Below are 16,878 nucleotides of genomic sequence, written 5' to 3'. Positions count from 1 at the left end.
CGATTTAATAAACATGTTGTATAAAAATAACGCAGTTTTTTATAAAATTTTTCAAGCTTGCAAATCCGTTTCGATTTTGTGAAAAAAATTATTTTCTTTACGCTTTCCTAAATCCCCATGAAAGTTTTTAACCTTATTTTTTGTGTTTTATTTATAGTAAGCGCTGGTCTTCAATACAACGATCCTGATCCCTATATCTGGGCCCCGATTTATCTATATGGTGCCTGGTTATGCTTCAGCGCTTTTCAAAATAAATTTTATCCTCGTGCATATTTAATCGGCATTGCCGTTTACGCTATCTATGCGCTTTATTTACTATTCGATAAAACAGGTGTTTTGAATTGGTATGAAAATCATCACGCAGAAAATATTGTGCAGAGCATGAAAGCCACAAAACCCTGGATTGAGGAAACCCGGGAGTTTGGTGGGTTATTAATTCTAATCGTTGTCTTATTGGTGGATTATTTTTATGCTAAAATGATTATGGGGAAACCAGCTAAATAGCTATTTTTTTACCAAAGCAATTTGAGCTTGAATTTCTAAAATAAATGGATTTTTTGTTTTAATAAAGCTTACCAGAAATGCGAAAACAACAAATACAAATATGGCAATTAAAAAAGTTGCCATCATTTTATTATTCGAGTCGATTTGAGCTTTAGACCTACCTTGTTCCATTTTATTTTATTGCTGTTTTTGCAAGTTTGGAACATCAAAAATCGAGAATTGTTTGGGCTTAAAAGTCATTTTGGATAGAAAATCGATGAACGATATTAAAATGTAGATATACTACAAACAACAGGAGGATTTTCTTACGAGTTAAAATTATCTCAACTAAAAGTTGTAAGGAATAGTTATTTAAAGGAAACTTATCCCTGTTTTGTATGGTTGTCTAACTAAACTTAAAATCTACAACCATGGAAAATCAAGAAGAAGAAATCAAAAACATCGATCAATTTCAAATCTCACGTTCGGAGGCTGAAGAGCCGGCTGAAAATGAATCTGAAGAGAATCAATACACCGAAGATGAGGTGCCTTTTGCTGATGGCGAAGGAACACAATTAGATGAAGAAGTTGATGGTTTAGAAGAAGATGGAGAATTTGGCGACGAGGAAGATGAAGACGGAGAAAGCCCATTATCAACAGAAAGTGAAGAACTGGATGATGATTCATTATCAGAAGATGACCTAGATGAAACCGAAGATGATGAACTGATTGATGATGAGGACGAAACTCCAGATTCTGAAGATGAGCAATTTAAATCATTGTAAAAAAATGCGCCTCTAATATCGAGGCGCATTTTTTTTATATCTTGCAACTCCTATCAAGAATCAAATACTGATCAATAAAAGATTTTCGTGTCATCATCTGTAAATAAGCATAATCGCCGGATAATTGTTCTCTCTTTTTTAATTGGTACAAAAAATGACCGCCAAGATCGACGATAATTGGAGATTTTGCAGAAAACCAAACACTGTGAGGTTGTTTCCAACAGAAGGAGTAATAATGTGAAGTGAATGGAATTCCTTTAATTTCTGGGTGATAAAAGTTAAGAATTTTAGGCTTAATCATCCCCATGGCGACTTCAGATTTTCTAACCATGGATAAATGATCAGAATGACAAAATTCGTAATCCATTAATCTAGGGTGATCAACATCGGGCAAATTTTTAAGAATTCGGAATCCTTTAAATTTTTTGCCATTTAAAATCCAGATTAGGTTGGGATAAAATGCTTCTCTACTTTCCAGTTCAGCTAAAGTTATGGGCGAATTTTGAAATTCTAGCGTTGTCCCACATGGAGTATGTACATCTGCTCGGTGCGTTTCTCCAAATTGCTTATCATAAAAGCAAACTTCACGGTAATTTTTAGGAAAGGCTTTTTTCCAGTTTCTATGCCATGGCGTTTCTCCGGGATAATTTCTTGGTGTTTCGGGAACTGTTGATAAATCATTAACAGCAATTTGGCCTTCAATAGTATTAGAAACAATTTCGTTTTCAATTTCTTGATCCTGTTGAAATAGGAATGCCATTTTTGCTGTAATTAGGGAATTCAAATTTATACCAAAAATTTTAGCAAAACAAGTTGTAAGCAGGTAGAAATTTCAAAAATTATCTATAGAGAGAAGATCCGCAGTATTTACAAAACAGCGCATCGGTATCATGGCCTTCCCTACTGCAGCTTGGGCAAGATTCTGGAAGTTCCTTTTTTTGGCGAGAGGCTAACGCGATATCATGCGTAATAATTCCTGTTGGTACAGCTATAATGGCGTAACCAATTAGCATTACAACCGAAGCAACAAATTTACCGATTGGAGTAACTGGAGAAATGTCTCCATAACCAACCGTTGTAATGGTGACTATGGCCCAATAGATGCTTTCAGGGATGTTAGAAAAACCATTTTCACGCTTTTCTACCAAATACATAATTGAACCCAATATGACCGTAATGGTTAAAACCGTAAGTAGAAAAATACTGATTTTTCTTACACTTCCTTTTAACGCCTGAGTTAAAAAATTAATCTCTGTTAAAAAATGTCCGAGTTTAAATATTCTAAAAACCCTCAGCAGCCTTAATGCTCTAAATACCAATAATGATTGGGCTCCAATAAAGAAAATACTAAGGTAGGATGGAATTAAAGCGATTAAATCAATAATTCCAAGCAAGCTGAATACATACTTTACTGGCTTTCTAATGCTAATTAACCGAAGGATATACTCTATGGTAAAAAGTACAGAATATATCAGCTCCAGTGTTTTGAATAAGTCGCCATATTTTTGATGGATACTGACCACGCTATCCAACATAACCACGATAATGCTGGTAAAAATTGCGATTAATAAACCTACATCAAATGCTTTTCCGGCTGGAGTATTTGATTCGTAAATGATTTCATGCAATTTAAATCGCCAATCCTGATGTGGTTCTGAAGCCATAGTTATATTATCTAAGCGCTATTTAAATTATCCATTTACAACTTCGCCACCATTAACATGAATTACCTGGCCTGTTATAAATGATGCTTCATCACAGGCTAAAAAAACATAAGCCGGCCCAAGTTCTGAAGGTTGGCCCGCACGTTTCATAGCCGTTTCAGATCCGAAGGATTTTATTTTTTCCTTATCAAATGTAGAAACAATCAGTGGGGTCCAAACCGGGCCAGGCGCAACTGCATTAACCCGAATTCCGGTTTTAGCTAAATTCGTTGCCAAAGAACGCGTAAAGGAAGTTATTGCTCCCTTGGTAGATGAATAATCAATTAAGTTTGGAGACGAACGATAGGCGGTTACAGATGTGGTGTTGATGATACAATCGCCCGCCTTAAAGTATTCAAGCGCTTCGTGGGCAAAATAGAAATAGGCAAAAATATTGGTGCGAAAAGTATCATCCAATTGTTGATCATCAATTTTTTTGGGATCTTTCTGAGGCACTTGAATACCTGCATTATTGACCAAAATATTGAGCTGACCAAATTTCTTTACAGTTTTCTGTACGGCGTTTTTGCAAAATTCCGACTTTTTAACGTCTCCCTTAATAAACAAACACGATGCACCTTCAGCCTCAATCATGCTCTTCGTTTCTTTGGCGTCAATATCTTCGTTAAAGTATACAATGGCAATATTTGCACCTTCTCTGGCAAAGTGTACAGCAACCGATCTGCCTATTCCGCTATCGCCACCTGTAATTAATGCAACCTTACCTTTAAGCTTATCTGCACCTTTATAACTCGATTTTATAACTTCGGGTTTTGGATCCATTTTGGATTCTATCCCAGGTTGTTTATTTTGTTTTGCTGGTGTTTGCTTTTTCATGTTATAATAATCATTAATAGATGCTATCTGTTAAGCATTTCTGCTTTAACCTCATCATGTGTATGTTGAAGCAATGTTTTAAATTCTTCTACCATCCGCTCAAATGTTCCTATCGCTGTTTCACAATCAAATTCTACCTGTGCGTTTAAATCTGTTTTTGCAAAACGGATGTAATTCCTCAACGAAAACATCAATGCTTCATTTCTTTCATAAAGTCTTTTCCTAGTTTCTTGTTCTATTGCTTGTGCAATGTGCTCCATAGTTCAAATCCGGTTTTATGGATAACACTTATTAACCCATCAAAGTTTTAGTTCGACAAACAATGAAGAAATGGAAAACTTTACCAATTATTTTGTGTCTTACAAATAAAAGAATGATATGAAAGTTCAGGGATCAATGATATTCACCTTAAAAAATGGTGAAAAGGCACTCATACTACTTGCCGAAAATAAAGATGAGCAGGAAAAGCTTTATCATCACCTTACGATAGATGCTTATCAGTTTAAGAGTGAAATCTCTGAGACAGAACCAAGAATTGATTACATTTCATCGGGTTATAGAAATGAAAAAAATGAGGTAACCTGGAATGATGATTACATTCCCGTGCCGAAGTGGTTCGAAAAAAACTAAAGGTGAGCTTTGCTTTAGGTCGGGAAGACTTAAAAACGGGTTTGAGATTAATGTATTTCTGAGCAAAATTGTCAACAAAAAAAAATCCCGATTATCAATCAGGATTCTTTAATTGTGTTCTTATAAAATTGATTATTTTAGGGAATCATGAATTTTATTAATCATATCTAAATGACCTTGAACAACCGGAGCAGTTTTAGAGGCAAAAGCTTTAAGTTCTGCATCCATTCCGTCTTTTGCTTCATCTTGCATTAGTTTCAAAGTCGATTTATGACCATCTACCATTGCATCTACATAAGCTTTATCAAAATCTTTTCCGGTTTTCTTTTCTAAATCGGCCATTTTTTTCTGATGTTCTTCATCTACCATATCTGGTAAAGTAATGTTTTTCGCTTGTGCAATTCCAATAAGTTCAGTATTTGCCTTACCATGATCGTTAACCATCATAGTCGCAAATTCTTTTATCTGTGCATTTGTACTTTTTTCTAGCGCCAATTTACCCAAAGCAACTTCGGCCATGCCACCACCAGCAGCGGTTGTTGCAAATTTAGCATCTTTTTGATCTACGGCTATACCGCCAGTAGCAGCTGTATTATTTGTAGTGTCTTTAGCCTTATTCATACTATCGGCTGTTTCTTTGGCATCTTTGTTTCCGCTATTACATGCCTGAAATGCAAATGCAGCTCCTGTGAGTGCTATTGCGTAAATTAATTTTTTCATATTCTTGGTTTTGATGTTTGGTATACAACAATTCATATTTTAAAAAGTTTAAACAACTTATTAATTATCTTACATAAACTAATATAAATCGCTGGTAAACAATTTATTGGTACAAGACTGCTTATTAATCTGCGAATAATTTAAACTGACTAAATAAGATAACCTTAACCTACAAATTGTGATATTCTATATTTCTTGAAACAAGTTTTTGTTGGCAGTTGTTGATTATGAAGCTTAGAAATTTAATATGAGTGAAAACGATAGTTTGAAAAGATTTTTGGATGCGCAAAAACTAGATTATCAAATCGCGTTTTCAGAAATTCAAAAAGGTAAAAAACAAAGTCATTGGATGTGGTACATTTTTCCACAGATTGTTGGATTGGGTCAAAGTCAAACTGCTAGGTTTTTCGAAATTAAAAATCTTACAGAAGCAGAAGCATTTTTCAAACATCCAATTCTCGGAAGTAGATTAATGGCCATCAGTAAAGAATTACTTAAACTTAAAGAAACGGATGCCCATAAAATCTTCGGAAGCCCAGACGATCTCAAACTAAAATCTTCAATGACCTTATTTTCTTTAGTTCCGCATAGCGATACCATTTTTGAACAGGTATTGGAAAAATATTTTGATGGGCAAAAGGACGAAAAAACAGTGGTTATTTTAGGAAAAGCATAAAAGGGCAGTCAAATCCATGACCACCCTTTTTTTCAGATCGTTTGATTACTAAACCAAACTATCAATAAGACAACGTGAAGTTCAAAATGTTGCAAAGAATTTAATTTTTTTTTCTTTAAGTAAAAAATGTGTGTAATTAGCGTTGAAACTTCAGTCAAAGCGATTTATAATTTAACTTTACCATTCGAGTTTTAACCAAATTGCATGAAAAAAAATATCCTTATCACCTTGATCTTCTTATGCTCCATTAAAATCACCTTCGCAGAAACTTACAAGGTGAAAACTTTAGAGGACTTTAAAAGTATAGCCGAAAAGCTTGTTGCCGGAGATAAGGTAATTATCCAAAATGGGAACTACACGAATTGGTTTATCGAACTAAACAATAAAGGCACAGCAGAAAAACCTATCATCATAATGGCAGAAACTAATGGGCAGGTTGTATTCTCTGGCGATGTAGAAAGAACTATCTTTAAAATAACTGGCAATTTTATTTACCTACAAGGCATTAATTTTAAAACCTGTGTCTTAAAAAAAGCAGAAAAATCGACAGGGGTTTTAATCGAACTTAATGGTACATCAAACTGTAAAGTTAGCCATTGTAATTTTGAAAGTAATGTGGTAAAGTCTCAATTTATGCCTCTTGTGGTTATTTCGGGCAATGGAGAATTGAACAAAATTGACAGCTGTAATTTTACATCAAACGTTGATAATCAAGATGTGCAAATTAAGGTGACTAAAGAATCTTTTCCATTAAATACTAAAATTATTCACAATAGTTTTTCCTTTAAAAATAAGGTGAGCTGGAAAAATGGTAATGGTGGCGAATGTGTTCAGGTTGGGCAAGATCCTGTTCTACTTGGAAATCAGACGCCAAAAACTTTTGTATCTGAAAATACTTTTACAGCATGTAATGGAGAAAACGAGGTCATTAGCAATAAAAGTAGTGGCAATAGCTACACCAAAAATCATTTCAAGAATAATGATGGGGAGTTGGTAATGCGTGGCGGACACGATTGCATAATCTCTGATAATAGTTTTGAAGGAGGAACAGGCGGAATTAGAATAAATGGAACCGGCCATTTAGTAACAAACAACAAAATAACCGGTATAAAAACAGCCATTAGGTTAATGTATGGAATGGCGAAAGGCAAAACCAAAACTGGATTCTACATTAGTGCAAGCAACTGCAAAATCACGAACAATACAATTTCAAATGCCGATACCGGAATTTTAGTTGGCGACAGTAAAAATGCCGACTGGACAGGAAAATTCGATGTAAAAAAATACCCTTCACCTGTTTTACAAAATGTTCAGCCTTTTGATAATGAAATTTATGGAAATCATTTCAAAAATGTTAAAATCGAAATCTTAAAACAGTAAAAGGTTATTTTAATCTAATAAGTAATCGAACTAATTGAAACTGGGCCTTTCAATCCAGAAGGTTCAAGCTTACTATCTGGTTTGTAAGGGTTATCGTTTGTCCACGTTTTGCGTTCTTTTTCTGGTAATTTGCTATCGCCGATAAGTCGGTTAACCCATGTATTTGCCACACTAATTTCTACAGTGTTAATGCCAGATTTAAGGGCTTTAGTAATCTCAACACGCCAGGGATTTGTCCAAGCGCCACCAACATAAACTCCATTTATCTTTACTTTGGCAATAACATTTACCTCACCAAGATTTAAAAAAACATGTTCTTTAAGTTTTGGAGATTCTGATGTGAATGCGTTACGATACGTTGCCGTCCCAGAAAAATATTTTATGTCTGTGCGAGCGTTTTCCGTCCAATCTGTTAAGGTATCAAATTGAACTGGTTCGGCTGGTCCTCGCCTATTTTTTTCGAATTCTACCGTCCATGGCGTAGATATTCTTAAAAGTGTATGTTCTACAGGAACCTCGGTTATTTCTGCCGGTTGTTTTATTATACCTTCTTTAAAAACTACAAAAACACTTTGTAAACCTTCTAATTTTAAAGGTACTGAGGTTAAGCCATTGATTGTTTTAAATTCAGGCAAGCCTTGAACTTCTCCTGTAATGGGATCCCAAACTTCAGGTATATGGCCTTCAATTCTAAATTGTGGATTAATTGAAATTGGATTTTTACTCTGATTGCTAATGAAGTAGCAATCACCATCAGGCAGTTTCCGATGAATAAATAAAACTGGATCATTTGGTTTTACTATAAAATCTGGCTGTAAATTCAATGAACTTAATACAGGCTGAAGAGATGTTCCTTGCGATACCGTTCCTTTACCGTATTGATGCTGTGATTCACTGTTAGCGTTGCTATTTCCCCAAAGCTCTTTTGCCATTTTCAAAACTTCTTGATCAGCGTGGCCAAAATTTTGCAAACTTGGCGACCTTGAGGGTGGTGGACCAAAAACATGCGCTCCCTGTCCAACCAGTTTCATGATCTTTTTTAAAAGTTCTGGTCTCATCGTTTCCAATTTTGGCAATACCAACAAACCATAATTCATTCCATCTGGTAAGAATAGTCTTCCATTTTTTACGGTGACCCGATTTTTAAGAACTTCTGCATTTATATAGTCAAAAGAATATCCAGCCGGGAGCGCGGGATCACAAACACCTGTCATTTTTGGTGCATCTTCTCCAATAAAATACGCAACATCTGCAACATATTTACCTTGCTGCAATAAGTAATTACAGCGTTTTAAATAAGCCGTAAAAAGATCAAGATAACTAAACCAGGTATTGTGGCGATTAAATTCAGTGCTAAAGTTGGCGTTAATTCCAGGAACGAGCTCATCAGTAGGTTGCTCTATGTAAACATGTAAAAGCGTATTGTTTATGCCTTCGGTAAAAAAGCGGTCGCCACGTTGTTTTATAAATCCCGGATAACGCACATAAGGCCTGCCCCCCGCTGTAAAAGATTCTGCAGAAACTTTTGTTTTACCGTAAATGTGGGCAGCAGAAGAGGCCGCCCTGTTCTCTATATTTCCAAGTTCTCCCTCACTCCAAAATTCGCCACCAATTTCGTCAGATTGACCTCCATATTGCAAGAATTCTCCCGGAAAACCCCAGTGACCATAATTTTCTAACCAAGTATGTAAACCATATTTATGGCTGACAGCCTTTAAACCGCCAACATAATCATAAGCCACGCGGTCTGCAATTAACCGACGTAAATCCCATAAAAATCGATCTGAAATTTCAGGGCTTCCAACTACTTTACCAGATAAAGTTGGCAAGTATGGCAAGGGATCATAGCCATAATTCTTCTTAAAATTTTCTGCCATTCCATCCGTCCAGTTTTGTCCGCCAGTTTCATAGCTATCCTGAACGGCAACCTTCCACGTTTTTCTATCTTCTGCTGGAATCCGTTTTATAATTTCTCCAAGAAAACTATTAAAATGGCTTTCTACATGCTTTTTACTCATTTTATCAACTTCAAGTCCGGTGGCTTCTTTTGATGCTGGTCCATTGGTTACACCTGTCGTTGTCATACCCATTCTTAACACGATCCAATCTCCAGCTGGAGCATTCCAATTTAATTGTCCGTCAACCGTTAAATATTTAGAAAGATCTAAAACGCTTTCTGGTTTAATTAGCAAAGCTTGATCTGAAACTTTAGGTTGCGGACCCCATTGATATTCGTTCCAATATGGCAATGGCGATTGAAACATTTTCGCAAGTGTTTTTTCTGTAAAATATTCTATTCTAAGAGATGGTGAGATCTCTACCTCTGAAATTCCAAATCTAGATGAGGCGTTGCTTATCACCAGCTTAAAACTTTTTGATTCAGTTTCAGGTAAAGAAATCGCTATCGGACCATAGGGCGCAAAACCAACATTCAGATTATCATTTCTTCTATCAATGGAGAACTTTCTTATGGAGGTATATTTTCCATCAATAAGAGCTAAAATTTCAGCATCTGCAGTCATGGTAAAATGAGCTGGATAAATGATTAAACTCCGAGCAGTAATGGGCTTTTCAGCATTAAAATCTATATAAAACGTTTTATCAACTGGAAAAATCAAATCGTTTATGGTATCGCCATCAACTAATTTATTCAATTGGCCTACCGATAGAGCGCTTGTAACCCTTGTGTTTTTTTCGCTTAAACGATCGCCATAAAATTTAGGAACCTGATAGGCAATGGTTTTGACATCTTCAAAAATTTTGTTGGGCTTAGGCAACTGAACACTTACCTGCTTCCCTCCGGTTATAATTGTTTCGGATGAGCTAAGGTAACGCATAGACTGCTCTGGCTTAACCCAAGGCCCCCCAGACTGGCTCCAGCCTGGGCTGTTGAAAATCCCGATTTCTATATTTAGTTCGGAAGCTGTTTTTAATGCCGTATGTAAAATATCCCACCACTCTGCTGAGAAAATTTTCACTTTGCCATAAGGGGTGGTTGGGTATCCGATATTGCCTATAAAAGCCCGATTAATACCAACACTTTTCATGGCCTGAAGATCTTTTACAACACCATCCTTCGAAATATTATCAGACATCCAATACCAATAAATACTGGTTTGAACGGTATCCGTGCTGTTAGAAAAAACATTTTGAATTGCCGAGAGGCTAGTTTTTGATGCTTGATTAACCAATTGAACCTTACAAGATATTAAAATGATGATCAAAAAGGTTATACCAATTATGTTTTTATAGAAATGGATTGGTTTTCTTTTCATATTAAATATTTGTTCGGTGAGATGATCGGCTAAATTCTGATTTGATTCTGATTGTTAAAGTTGCGAATAAAAGATTAATATAATGATGAATGTAGAACATTGCAGGTTATTTTTTGTTAGGGTATGAAATATCTTGAAATGATTAAAAAATACCCTTTCTACATTAAGGCCCCAGTTATATTACTGGGACTGGTAATTACAGTGTTTATGCTTAGCGTGCTCCGCGATATTTTGGTGCCTCTAGCCTTCGCAGCGTTAATTGCAATTCTGCTTAATCCCTTATCGAATAGGCTAGAGCGTAAAATTCCTAAAATTATAAGCATTATTATTAGCATGCTAATAGCGCTTTTAATTGTGATGGGATTGATGTATTTTCTTTCTTCTCAAATTGCACACTTTTTTGATAATGTAGATGCCATGAAGCAGAAGTTTTCCGAACTTCTTCATATTATCCAGCAATGGCTAGAAAAGACTTTCGGAATTAGTTCGAGCAAACAGGTACAAATGCTTAACGAAGCTGCAAACGGAAGTAAAGCTGTAATTGGACAAACACTAAATGGCGTTCTTGGTGTGCTCAGCGTTGTATTCTTAATTCCTGTTTATACATTTTTAATCATGTTGTATAAAACATTGATTTTAAATTTTTTATATGAAGTTTTCTCAGAAGAAAACCAGAAAAAGGTAGGCGAAATTCTTGCTGAAACGAAGGCTGCAATACAAAGTTATATAGTTGGCCTTCTAATTGAAACATCAATAGTTGCTGTACTTAATTCTGTTGCATTGCTTGCTTTAGGCGTGCCAAATGCCATTCTTATTGGAGTAATTGGTGCAATTTTAAACTTGTTACCATACATTGGCGGTATCATAGCAATAGCTTTACCTGTATTAATGGCTACTTTAACCCAGGATGGATTTAGTACCCAATTGTTAATTATAGGCGCTTATGCATTAATTCAGTTTATTGACAATAACATTCTTGTTCCCAGAATTGTATCATCAAAGGTTCAGATAAACGCTTTAATTTCTATTGTAATTGTTTTGCTGGGTGCCGCACTTTGGGGCGTTCCAGGTATGTTTCTTTCCATACCGTTTATAGCGGTGCTTAAAATTATTTTCGATAGAATTGATGGCTTAAAACCTTGGGGCAAGCTTTTGGGAGATAATATTCCGACAGAACATATGGGGCAATTAAAAAGACTGAGGCGAAAAACGGTAAAACCTATTGTAGAATAATCAAGGAAATTATTTGCTAATGTTCGATTATCATAAATATTTTTGACTCGAAAAACTATTTTTTCTTTTGTGTCTTTTGTGGTAAAATCTCACCACAAAAGACACATTTCTTTTAGCCAGAAAATTGGAGGAAATGTATTTCTTTTTAATCTTTATAAATTGATACCTTAATTTTTGGCTAATTGCATTTATCCAAAAAGATCACTGCTTAAATAACGATCTCCGCGATCGCAGGCAATAAAAACGATAATACCCTTATCTATTTCTTTTGCCAGTTTAATTGCGGCAGCACAAGCACCACCTGTACTCATTCCACCGAAAATACCCTCTTTTCTTGCAAGTTTACGGGCCATTTCTACCGCTTCATTTTCCGTTATATCCATAACCCGGTCTACCCTTTCTGGTTCGAATATTTTAGGTAAATATTCTTCTGGCCATCGTCTAATGCCCGGAATAGATGATCCTTCCGTTGGCTGGCAACCCACAATTTGAATGGCTTGATTTTGTTCCTTTAAAAAGCGGGAACAGCCCATAATGGTGCCCGTTGTACCCATAGAACTTACAAAATGTGTGATATTTTGTTCGGTATCCCGCCAAATTTCTGGTCCAGTGGTTTTATAATGTGCAAGATAATTATCAGGGTTTGAAAATTGATTAAGTAGGAAATAACCATTCCTTGCACCTTTCTCCTCAGCATAGTCTCTACATATTTCTATGCTTTCCAACAAAGTTACCTTAGCCCCAAAAGCCTCCATGGTTACTTTCCGTTCTCGGGTAGAATTTGCTGGCATCACAAGCTCAATTTCCAATCCAAATAAACTGGCAATCATGGCTAAGGCAATCCCGGTGTTTCCACTTGTTGCCTCTACCAATTTGGTACCCGGCTTAATTTCTCCACGTTCCAAGGCACTCCGAATCATATTCAGCGAAGCCCGATCCTTTACACTTCCGCCGGGATTGTTGCCTTCAAGTTTTGCAAATATTTTAACTGCGGGATTTGGATTAAGTTTTTCCAGTTCGGCCATTGGAGTATTTCCGATGAGATCTATTAGGTGCGCCATAAAGTTTTTAACTGGTTTGTTTCGTGTTTCGAATGTTTATTATAGGAGAATGATAAGCTGTAGAGAATGGTTCGATACTTTCGGTTAACCAAACATTGCCGCCAATTATGCTGTCATGACCAATTACGGTTTCTCCGCCTAAAATCGTTGCTCCAGAATAAATTACAACCCGATCTCCCACTGTTGGATGACGCTTTACACCTGCCAAAACCTTACGCACACTTAGCGCACCAAGTGTTACGCCTTGATAAAGTTTAACGTACTGGCCAATTACAGCTGTTTCGCCGATTACAATGCCTGTTCCGTGATCGATATAAAAATATTCGCCAATTATTGCCGCAGGATGAATATCGACACCGGTTCTGGAATGTGCATGCTCGGTTAGTATGCGGGGAATAATTGGAATACCAAGATTGAAAAGCAGATGAGCAATGCGATAAAAACAAATGGCATAAAAACCTGGGTAAGATCTAACCACTTCAAATCTACTTACCGCGGCCGGATCTCCTTCGTAAATGGCTGTAATATCTGTATTTAAAATTCGGTAGAGTTCTGGCAATTGATCAAAGAACCGCATTGATGTTTCCTTACAATCGGTGTGTTGCAATTCGCAGCTTTTTGAAATAATTCCGAACAAATCATGCTCAAGTTCAATGGCATATTTTTTTAATTCTTCGGCACTGGCAAATATTTTACCAGAGCTTTCAGGAAAAAGAAAGTGCACTACCTTTTTTGCCCATTCTGAAATAATTTCATTTGATGGAATGCTGACCTTTCGGTTCGGCTTATCAAAAAGATAATTTAAAAATTGATCCTCCATAAAATTTGTTCTGTACTGCTCTTCTTCAAAATTAAAGCCCTTAAAGTTAGCTTTTGTTTTTTAAATCAGACAAAACACATGGTATCTGGACAGGAAAATTGCGAATTATTAACAAAAGATTTTTAATGAATTTTTTACATCAGGCTCTGCTTAAATTCACGTTTAATTTCATTTTCCGAAATCATTAAATAAAATGTTTTTTTTTAAAGTAATATTCAGACTCATTCGTCTACCCTAAAAACCTTAAAGTTTTAACAATGTAAAACCATTATTAAACCAAGAGAACAAAAATTATGATTTCTATTTTTAAAACAAACATCCACTCCGAAAATGAGTTGCAAAAAATTGCTTCTTATTTAAATGCACGCATCTCAGAAATTATTTGGAATATAGATTTATTGGATTCTGATAAGATCTTAAGAATTGATTCCAATACCAATAAAAACGAAGAGGTAATTTCTCTTTTTAATGAGGTTGGCTATAGATGTACAAATCTCGAAACCTTTTACGCTGAACCGTTTTAATCAGCTTACAAAATAAAAAAGGCTGTATCATAATAAGAATTATCATCCTGAGCTTGTCGAATTGTACTTAAAGCATTTCGACAAGCTCAATTTGACAAAAATCTATAGGAAAATGATTTATGATACACCATTCTATATATTTTGAACTGGCATTAAAGATTTAACTCATTTTCCAATCTGGTCGTTCGAAATGACAGGTGTATCCGTAAGGATTTTTCTGTAAATAATCTTGATGTTCTTCTTCCGCATTCCAAAAATCACCGGCAGGAACAACTTCTGTTACTATTTTCCCTGGCCAAACACCAGATGCATTCATTTCATCTATCAATTGATTAGCCGTTTCTTGCTGTGCTTCATTTAAATAAAAAATTGCAGAACGGTAAGAAGTTCCAACATCATTTCCTTGTCTGTTTCTAGTTGTTGGATCATGAATCTGGAAAAAATATTCAAGTAACTTGCGGTAAGAAAGTAGAGATGGATCGAAAGTTATTTCTATACCTTCAGCATGCGTTCCATGATTTCGGTATGTTGCGTTTGGAACATCTCCACCCGTGTAACCCACAACAGTTGAGGTTACGCCCGGGTAGTGGCGAATCAGTTCTTCTACTCCCCAAAAGCAACCGCCTGCTAAAATGGCTTTTTCAGTGTTCATATATATTAAATTTGATTAAATAAAGGTACAGTGCTCCATTCTAAATGACAAGGATTATGGATAATCCAAAAGTAAAAATCGCCCAGTAGAGGGCCATAAAATAAAAAACCGTTTATGATTGAACATAAACGGTTTAAAATTATTTGAAGTGATTATAGCGCTGCCTGGGCGTCTCTTAAAGCTTTAATGGCATCATGACTTGCATTTATACCTTGTTGTTGGCCCAAAAGAACTTCTCTAATGTTTTCCCCAAGCTCGTTTTCTTGAAGCGCTTCTCTATATGCTTTTTTAATTGCATCTTCTCCACGTTCGCATTCTGCTAAAATACTATGGCGGTCATCGCCACCAAAACTTGCTTTAATATCTATCCAAGCTCTATGTAAGCTTCCTAAAATGGTGTTTCCTGTATCTGGATTCTCACCATTTCTACCTACTAATCCAGCCAATTCTGTAACATTGGTTCTGCTTTCAGAAGAGAATTTTTCAAATACCGCTTTTAGATCAATGTTTTCTTCACTTAAATCTTTTGCAGCTTTATCAAACCCATCTGCTCTGTCATTATTGATCTCGATAAGATCATTTAAAACTGCTACTGTTTTCTCTGTATTTTCCATAATGTATTTTTGATGTTTAGATTATGAACAACATTTTTGGGTTAAAAGTTTAGAATATTTTAAAGTATTTGATTATCTGCCGATTGGATTATGAGAATGGCTTAAAATGAGAAAGCCTCATATTACTATGAGGCTATATTGAATGTTTTATAAGTATCCACCGATAAAACTAAACCAAACAAACTATCTTATAAACGGATCTCTGATCCAATTGTTTTTAAAAAATTCAATTATTTTATTTAACGCCACATTCTCCACAAAGGCACATCATTCAACTGCGTCTCATTGTTAATTTCTTCCCAAAAAGATAAACTAATTTCATTAATGCCTTTTTCTAGTTTGCTAAAATCTAGATTTACACTTTGAGCATTTAAGTTGGCCTCTGTATGATTAAAATTGCTGTCGTTCTGGAAGTCCATTTTCATTGTGCTTTTAAAATGAACAAGCTCAAAAAGAAAATGTTTAAAATAATTAAGATTAATGAAAGAAATTATTTACGATAATTATTTCATTCTTATTTTTTCTGCTTGTAAACCTCAGCGATTTGGCCAGATAAGTATTTAAAAGAAAGTGGCAGATCTACTGAAATATTTGTTGTGCTCCCCTCAATAAAAATAAAACCCTTATAATTTATTTTTTTCAGAACGCTTAAATAAGGTTTAAAATCATCTCCATTAACTCCTGGGAAAGTGCGCTTTTGTTTCTCTGCTACTTCGCAAAAAGCAACTAAGTTTCCTGCTGCTTTAATCTCATCAGGCGATTCGCCTTCACGCATCATATGAAATACATCCACATTAAGTCTGAAATTAGGATGATTGACTATTCTTACAATTTCTGCTGCCGATTTTAGTGAGGTAATAAAATTGGTTTCTGTGGTTTCTAAATTTTCTAGCACAATTGTAACCTGATGTTTTTTAGCCAATTGCCCTAACTTATAACACAATTTAACAAAGTCTGATTTTGCTTTAACCAAATCATAACCATCTGGAATTCTTCTTGAATTTGAGCTTCCTAAAACTATAAACTTCACCCCTGCTTGTTTTGCTCTGGAAAGTAAAACATCAGCATAGGTTAACACCTGGTCTTCATCTACGGCTGGTCCGGCGATTTTTATGTTGCCCGGAAAAAAGAGATTGCAGGTCATTACCTTACATTTTGCAGATTTTATCTTTTTTAAATGGGTTTGAAATTCTTCATCTGTTAAATTGGGAGAAAGTATTTTCTGTGCCGATTCGGTAATCATTCTAAAGCCTGCAGAATAGGCAAGGCTATCTTGATCTAAACTTGTTGCAACACCAAGCTGTGGAAGCGATTGGCCATTTGCGGTTAAGCTTAAAAAAGAAATTAAGAAACAAAAAATTAAAGTGCTAATTTTCATAAGGTTAAATAGAAATGATCTCTGGCCTAAACAATTATTACCAAACTTATAAAAATTGTTTTATAAAAATTAAAAGGAGCGATTGCTCGCTCCTTTTAATAATAAAA

At 35.4% G+C, this 16,878-nt stretch carries 20 protein-coding genes; 7 read left to right on the top strand and 13 right to left on the bottom strand.

What is annotated here, in order from left to right:
* Nucleotides 1–117 precede the first annotated feature (117 nt).
* Complete coding sequence (locus DF947_RS00245; protein WP_109927697.1) at nucleotides 118–504, top strand: transmembrane 220 family protein; 387 nt, start codon at nucleotides 118–120, stop codon at nucleotides 502–504.
* Here the strand turns inward: DF947_RS00245 and DF947_RS22145 are convergent, their stop codons facing one another.
* The gene (locus tag DF947_RS22145) at nucleotides 505–675 is read right to left on the bottom strand and encodes a hypothetical protein (protein WP_158526201.1); all 171 of its coding nucleotides are present in this window, start codon (nucleotides 673–675) and stop codon (nucleotides 505–507) included. It lies immediately after the preceding gene.
* Between the two features lie 239 nt (nucleotides 676–914).
* Between DF947_RS22145 and DF947_RS00240 the strand changes: the two genes are divergently transcribed.
* Nucleotides 915–1,268 carry a hypothetical protein gene (locus DF947_RS00240; RefSeq protein ID WP_109927696.1) on the top strand — a complete coding sequence of 118 codons (354 nt, stop codon included), beginning with the start codon at nucleotides 915–917 and terminating at the stop codon, nucleotides 1,266–1,268.
* Nucleotides 1,269–1,302: 34 nt separating this feature from the next.
* On the opposite strand, the gene DF947_RS00235 is transcribed toward DF947_RS00240, so the two are convergent.
* From DF947_RS00235 to DF947_RS00220, 4 genes are all read right to left on the bottom strand, one after another.
* Nucleotides 1,303–2,028: a competence protein CoiA family protein gene (locus DF947_RS00235; protein WP_240615283.1), complete on the bottom strand. Its 726-nt coding sequence runs from the start codon at nucleotides 2,026–2,028 to the stop codon at nucleotides 1,303–1,305.
* Between the two features lie 79 nt (nucleotides 2,029–2,107).
* On the bottom strand, nucleotides 2,108–2,932 hold the full coding sequence (locus tag DF947_RS00230) for an ion transporter (protein ID WP_109927695.1): 825 nt from the start codon (nucleotides 2,930–2,932) through the stop codon (nucleotides 2,108–2,110).
* A 27-nt stretch (nucleotides 2,933–2,959) separates the two neighbouring features.
* Nucleotides 2,960–3,808 (bottom strand): SDR family oxidoreductase, encoded by an 849-nt coding sequence (locus tag DF947_RS00225; protein ID WP_109927694.1) that lies wholly within the window; start codon nucleotides 3,806–3,808, stop codon nucleotides 2,960–2,962.
* Between the two features lie 23 nt (nucleotides 3,809–3,831).
* A complete protein-coding gene (locus DF947_RS00220; protein ID WP_109927693.1) occupies nucleotides 3,832–4,068 on the bottom strand; it encodes a hypothetical protein in 237 nt (78 codons plus the stop codon).
* A gap of 118 nt (nucleotides 4,069–4,186) precedes the next feature.
* Here DF947_RS00220 and DF947_RS00215 point away from each other — a divergent pair, with 118 nt between their 5' ends.
* Nucleotides 4,187–4,438 carry a hypothetical protein gene (locus DF947_RS00215; protein WP_109927692.1) on the top strand — a complete coding sequence of 84 codons (252 nt, stop codon included), beginning with the start codon at nucleotides 4,187–4,189 and terminating at the stop codon, nucleotides 4,436–4,438.
* Nucleotides 4,439–4,570: 132 nt separating this feature from the next.
* On the opposite strand, the gene DF947_RS00210 is transcribed toward DF947_RS00215, so the two are convergent.
* Entirely contained in the window at nucleotides 4,571–5,158 is a 588-nt protein-coding gene (locus DF947_RS00210) for a DUF4142 domain-containing protein (protein WP_109927691.1), read from the bottom strand.
* Between the two features lie 247 nt (nucleotides 5,159–5,405).
* Here DF947_RS00210 and DF947_RS00205 point away from each other — a divergent pair, with 247 nt between their 5' ends.
* Both DF947_RS00205 and DF947_RS00200 read left to right on the top strand, forming a co-directional pair.
* Nucleotides 5,406–5,834 carry a DUF1810 domain-containing protein gene (locus tag DF947_RS00205; protein WP_109927690.1) on the top strand — a complete coding sequence of 143 codons (429 nt, stop codon included), beginning with the start codon at nucleotides 5,406–5,408 and terminating at the stop codon, nucleotides 5,832–5,834.
* Nucleotides 5,835–6,038: 204 nt separating this feature from the next.
* The gene (locus tag DF947_RS00200) at nucleotides 6,039–7,214 is read left to right on the top strand and encodes a chondroitinase-B domain-containing protein (protein ID WP_109927689.1); all 1,176 of its coding nucleotides are present in this window, start codon (nucleotides 6,039–6,041) and stop codon (nucleotides 7,212–7,214) included.
* A gap of 14 nt (nucleotides 7,215–7,228) precedes the next feature.
* On the opposite strand, the gene DF947_RS00195 is transcribed toward DF947_RS00200, so the two are convergent.
* Nucleotides 7,229–10,489 carry a glycosyl hydrolase gene (locus DF947_RS00195; RefSeq protein WP_109927688.1) on the bottom strand — a complete coding sequence of 1,087 codons (3,261 nt, stop codon included), beginning with the start codon at nucleotides 10,487–10,489 and terminating at the stop codon, nucleotides 7,229–7,231.
* 138 nt (nucleotides 10,490–10,627) lie between these two features.
* Here DF947_RS00195 and DF947_RS00190 point away from each other — a divergent pair, with 138 nt between their 5' ends.
* A complete protein-coding gene (locus DF947_RS00190) occupies nucleotides 10,628–11,722 on the top strand; it encodes an AI-2E family transporter (protein WP_109928455.1) in 1,095 nt (364 codons plus the stop codon).
* Between the two features lie 188 nt (nucleotides 11,723–11,910).
* Here DF947_RS00190 and cysM read toward each other — a convergent pair whose 3' ends face one another.
* Both cysM and DF947_RS00180 read right to left on the bottom strand, forming a co-directional pair.
* The gene (gene cysM, locus DF947_RS00185) at nucleotides 11,911–12,783 is read right to left on the bottom strand and encodes a cysteine synthase CysM (protein WP_109927687.1); all 873 of its coding nucleotides are present in this window, start codon (nucleotides 12,781–12,783) and stop codon (nucleotides 11,911–11,913) included.
* Nucleotides 12,784–12,790: 7 nt separating this feature from the next.
* Nucleotides 12,791–13,603 carry a serine O-acetyltransferase gene (locus DF947_RS00180; RefSeq protein WP_109927686.1) on the bottom strand — a complete coding sequence of 271 codons (813 nt, stop codon included), beginning with the start codon at nucleotides 13,601–13,603 and terminating at the stop codon, nucleotides 12,791–12,793.
* A 293-nt stretch (nucleotides 13,604–13,896) separates the two neighbouring features.
* On the opposite strand from DF947_RS00180, the gene DF947_RS00175 reads away from it, so the two are divergent.
* Nucleotides 13,897–14,127 carry a hypothetical protein gene (locus DF947_RS00175; RefSeq protein ID WP_109927685.1) on the top strand — a complete coding sequence of 77 codons (231 nt, stop codon included), beginning with the start codon at nucleotides 13,897–13,899 and terminating at the stop codon, nucleotides 14,125–14,127.
* 160 nt (nucleotides 14,128–14,287) lie between these two features.
* Here DF947_RS00175 and msrA read toward each other — a convergent pair whose 3' ends face one another.
* The 4 genes from msrA to DF947_RS00155 all read right to left on the bottom strand — a co-directional run bounded on the left by msrA (nucleotide 14,288) and on the right by DF947_RS00155 (nucleotide 16,771).
* Nucleotides 14,288–14,779, bottom strand: a complete 492-nt coding sequence (gene msrA, locus DF947_RS00170) for a peptide-methionine (S)-S-oxide reductase MsrA (RefSeq protein ID WP_109927684.1) — start codon at nucleotides 14,777–14,779, stop codon at nucleotides 14,288–14,290.
* A gap of 152 nt (nucleotides 14,780–14,931) precedes the next feature.
* Nucleotides 14,932–15,393, bottom strand: coding sequence for a PA2169 family four-helix-bundle protein (locus DF947_RS00165; protein WP_109927683.1), 462 nt, complete (start codon nucleotides 15,391–15,393; stop codon nucleotides 14,932–14,934).
* 239 nt (nucleotides 15,394–15,632) lie between these two features.
* Entirely contained in the window at nucleotides 15,633–15,818 is a 186-nt protein-coding gene (locus DF947_RS00160; RefSeq protein ID WP_109927682.1) for a hypothetical protein, read from the bottom strand.
* Nucleotides 15,819–15,907: 89 nt separating this feature from the next.
* Complete coding sequence (locus DF947_RS00155; RefSeq protein WP_109927681.1) at nucleotides 15,908–16,771, bottom strand: sugar phosphate isomerase/epimerase family protein; 864 nt, start codon at nucleotides 16,769–16,771, stop codon at nucleotides 15,908–15,910.
* Nucleotides 16,772–16,878: the final 107 nt, after the last annotated feature.

Origin of the sequence: Pedobacter paludis (assembly GCF_003173575.1) — a bacterium.
GTDB lineage: Bacteria > Bacteroidota > Bacteroidia > Sphingobacteriales > Sphingobacteriaceae > Pedobacter > Pedobacter paludis.
The sequence above is the reverse complement of the archived record's forward strand: the minus strand, read 5'-3'. Positions and strand labels throughout refer to the sequence as shown.

Excerpts from the sequence above, each read along its gene's own strand:
- DF947_RS00245 (WP_109927697.1), top strand. The coding sequence starts at position 118 with ATGAAAGTTTTTAACCTTATTTTTTGTGTTTTATTTATAGTAAGCGCT.
- DF947_RS22145 (WP_158526201.1), bottom strand. The coding sequence starts at position 675 with ATGGAACAAGGTAGGTCTAAAGCTCAAATCGACTCGAATAATAAAATG.
- DF947_RS00240 (WP_109927696.1), top strand. The coding sequence starts at position 915 with ATGGAAAATCAAGAAGAAGAAATCAAAAACATCGATCAATTTCAAATC.
- DF947_RS00235 (WP_240615283.1), bottom strand. The coding sequence starts at position 2,028 with ATGGCATTCCTATTTCAACAGGATCAAGAAATTGAAAACGAAATTGTT.
- DF947_RS00230 (WP_109927695.1), bottom strand. The coding sequence starts at position 2,932 with ATGGCTTCAGAACCACATCAGGATTGGCGATTTAAATTGCATGAAATC.
- DF947_RS00225 (WP_109927694.1), bottom strand. The coding sequence starts at position 3,808 with ATGAAAAAGCAAACACCAGCAAAACAAAATAAACAACCTGGGATAGAA.
- DF947_RS00220 (WP_109927693.1), bottom strand. The coding sequence starts at position 4,068 with ATGGAGCACATTGCACAAGCAATAGAACAAGAAACTAGGAAAAGACTT.
- DF947_RS00215 (WP_109927692.1), top strand. The coding sequence starts at position 4,187 with ATGAAAGTTCAGGGATCAATGATATTCACCTTAAAAAATGGTGAAAAG.
- DF947_RS00210 (WP_109927691.1), bottom strand. The coding sequence starts at position 5,158 with ATGAAAAAATTAATTTACGCAATAGCACTCACAGGAGCTGCATTTGCA.
- DF947_RS00205 (WP_109927690.1), top strand. The coding sequence starts at position 5,406 with ATGAGTGAAAACGATAGTTTGAAAAGATTTTTGGATGCGCAAAAACTA.
- DF947_RS00200 (WP_109927689.1), top strand. The coding sequence starts at position 6,039 with ATGAAAAAAAATATCCTTATCACCTTGATCTTCTTATGCTCCATTAAA.
- DF947_RS00195 (WP_109927688.1), bottom strand. The coding sequence starts at position 10,489 with ATGAAAAGAAAACCAATCCATTTCTATAAAAACATAATTGGTATAACC.
- DF947_RS00190 (WP_109928455.1), top strand. The coding sequence starts at position 10,628 with ATGATTAAAAAATACCCTTTCTACATTAAGGCCCCAGTTATATTACTG.
- cysM (WP_109927687.1), bottom strand. The coding sequence starts at position 12,783 with ATGGCGCACCTAATAGATCTCATCGGAAATACTCCAATGGCCGAACTG.
- DF947_RS00180 (WP_109927686.1), bottom strand. The coding sequence starts at position 13,603 with ATGGAGGATCAATTTTTAAATTATCTTTTTGATAAGCCGAACCGAAAG.
- DF947_RS00175 (WP_109927685.1), top strand. The coding sequence starts at position 13,897 with ATGATTTCTATTTTTAAAACAAACATCCACTCCGAAAATGAGTTGCAA.
- msrA (WP_109927684.1), bottom strand. The coding sequence starts at position 14,779 with ATGAACACTGAAAAAGCCATTTTAGCAGGCGGTTGCTTTTGGGGAGTA.
- DF947_RS00165 (WP_109927683.1), bottom strand. The coding sequence starts at position 15,393 with ATGGAAAATACAGAGAAAACAGTAGCAGTTTTAAATGATCTTATCGAG.
- DF947_RS00160 (WP_109927682.1), bottom strand. The coding sequence starts at position 15,818 with ATGAAAATGGACTTCCAGAACGACAGCAATTTTAATCATACAGAGGCC.
- DF947_RS00155 (WP_109927681.1), bottom strand. The coding sequence starts at position 16,771 with ATGAAAATTAGCACTTTAATTTTTTGTTTCTTAATTTCTTTTTTAAGC.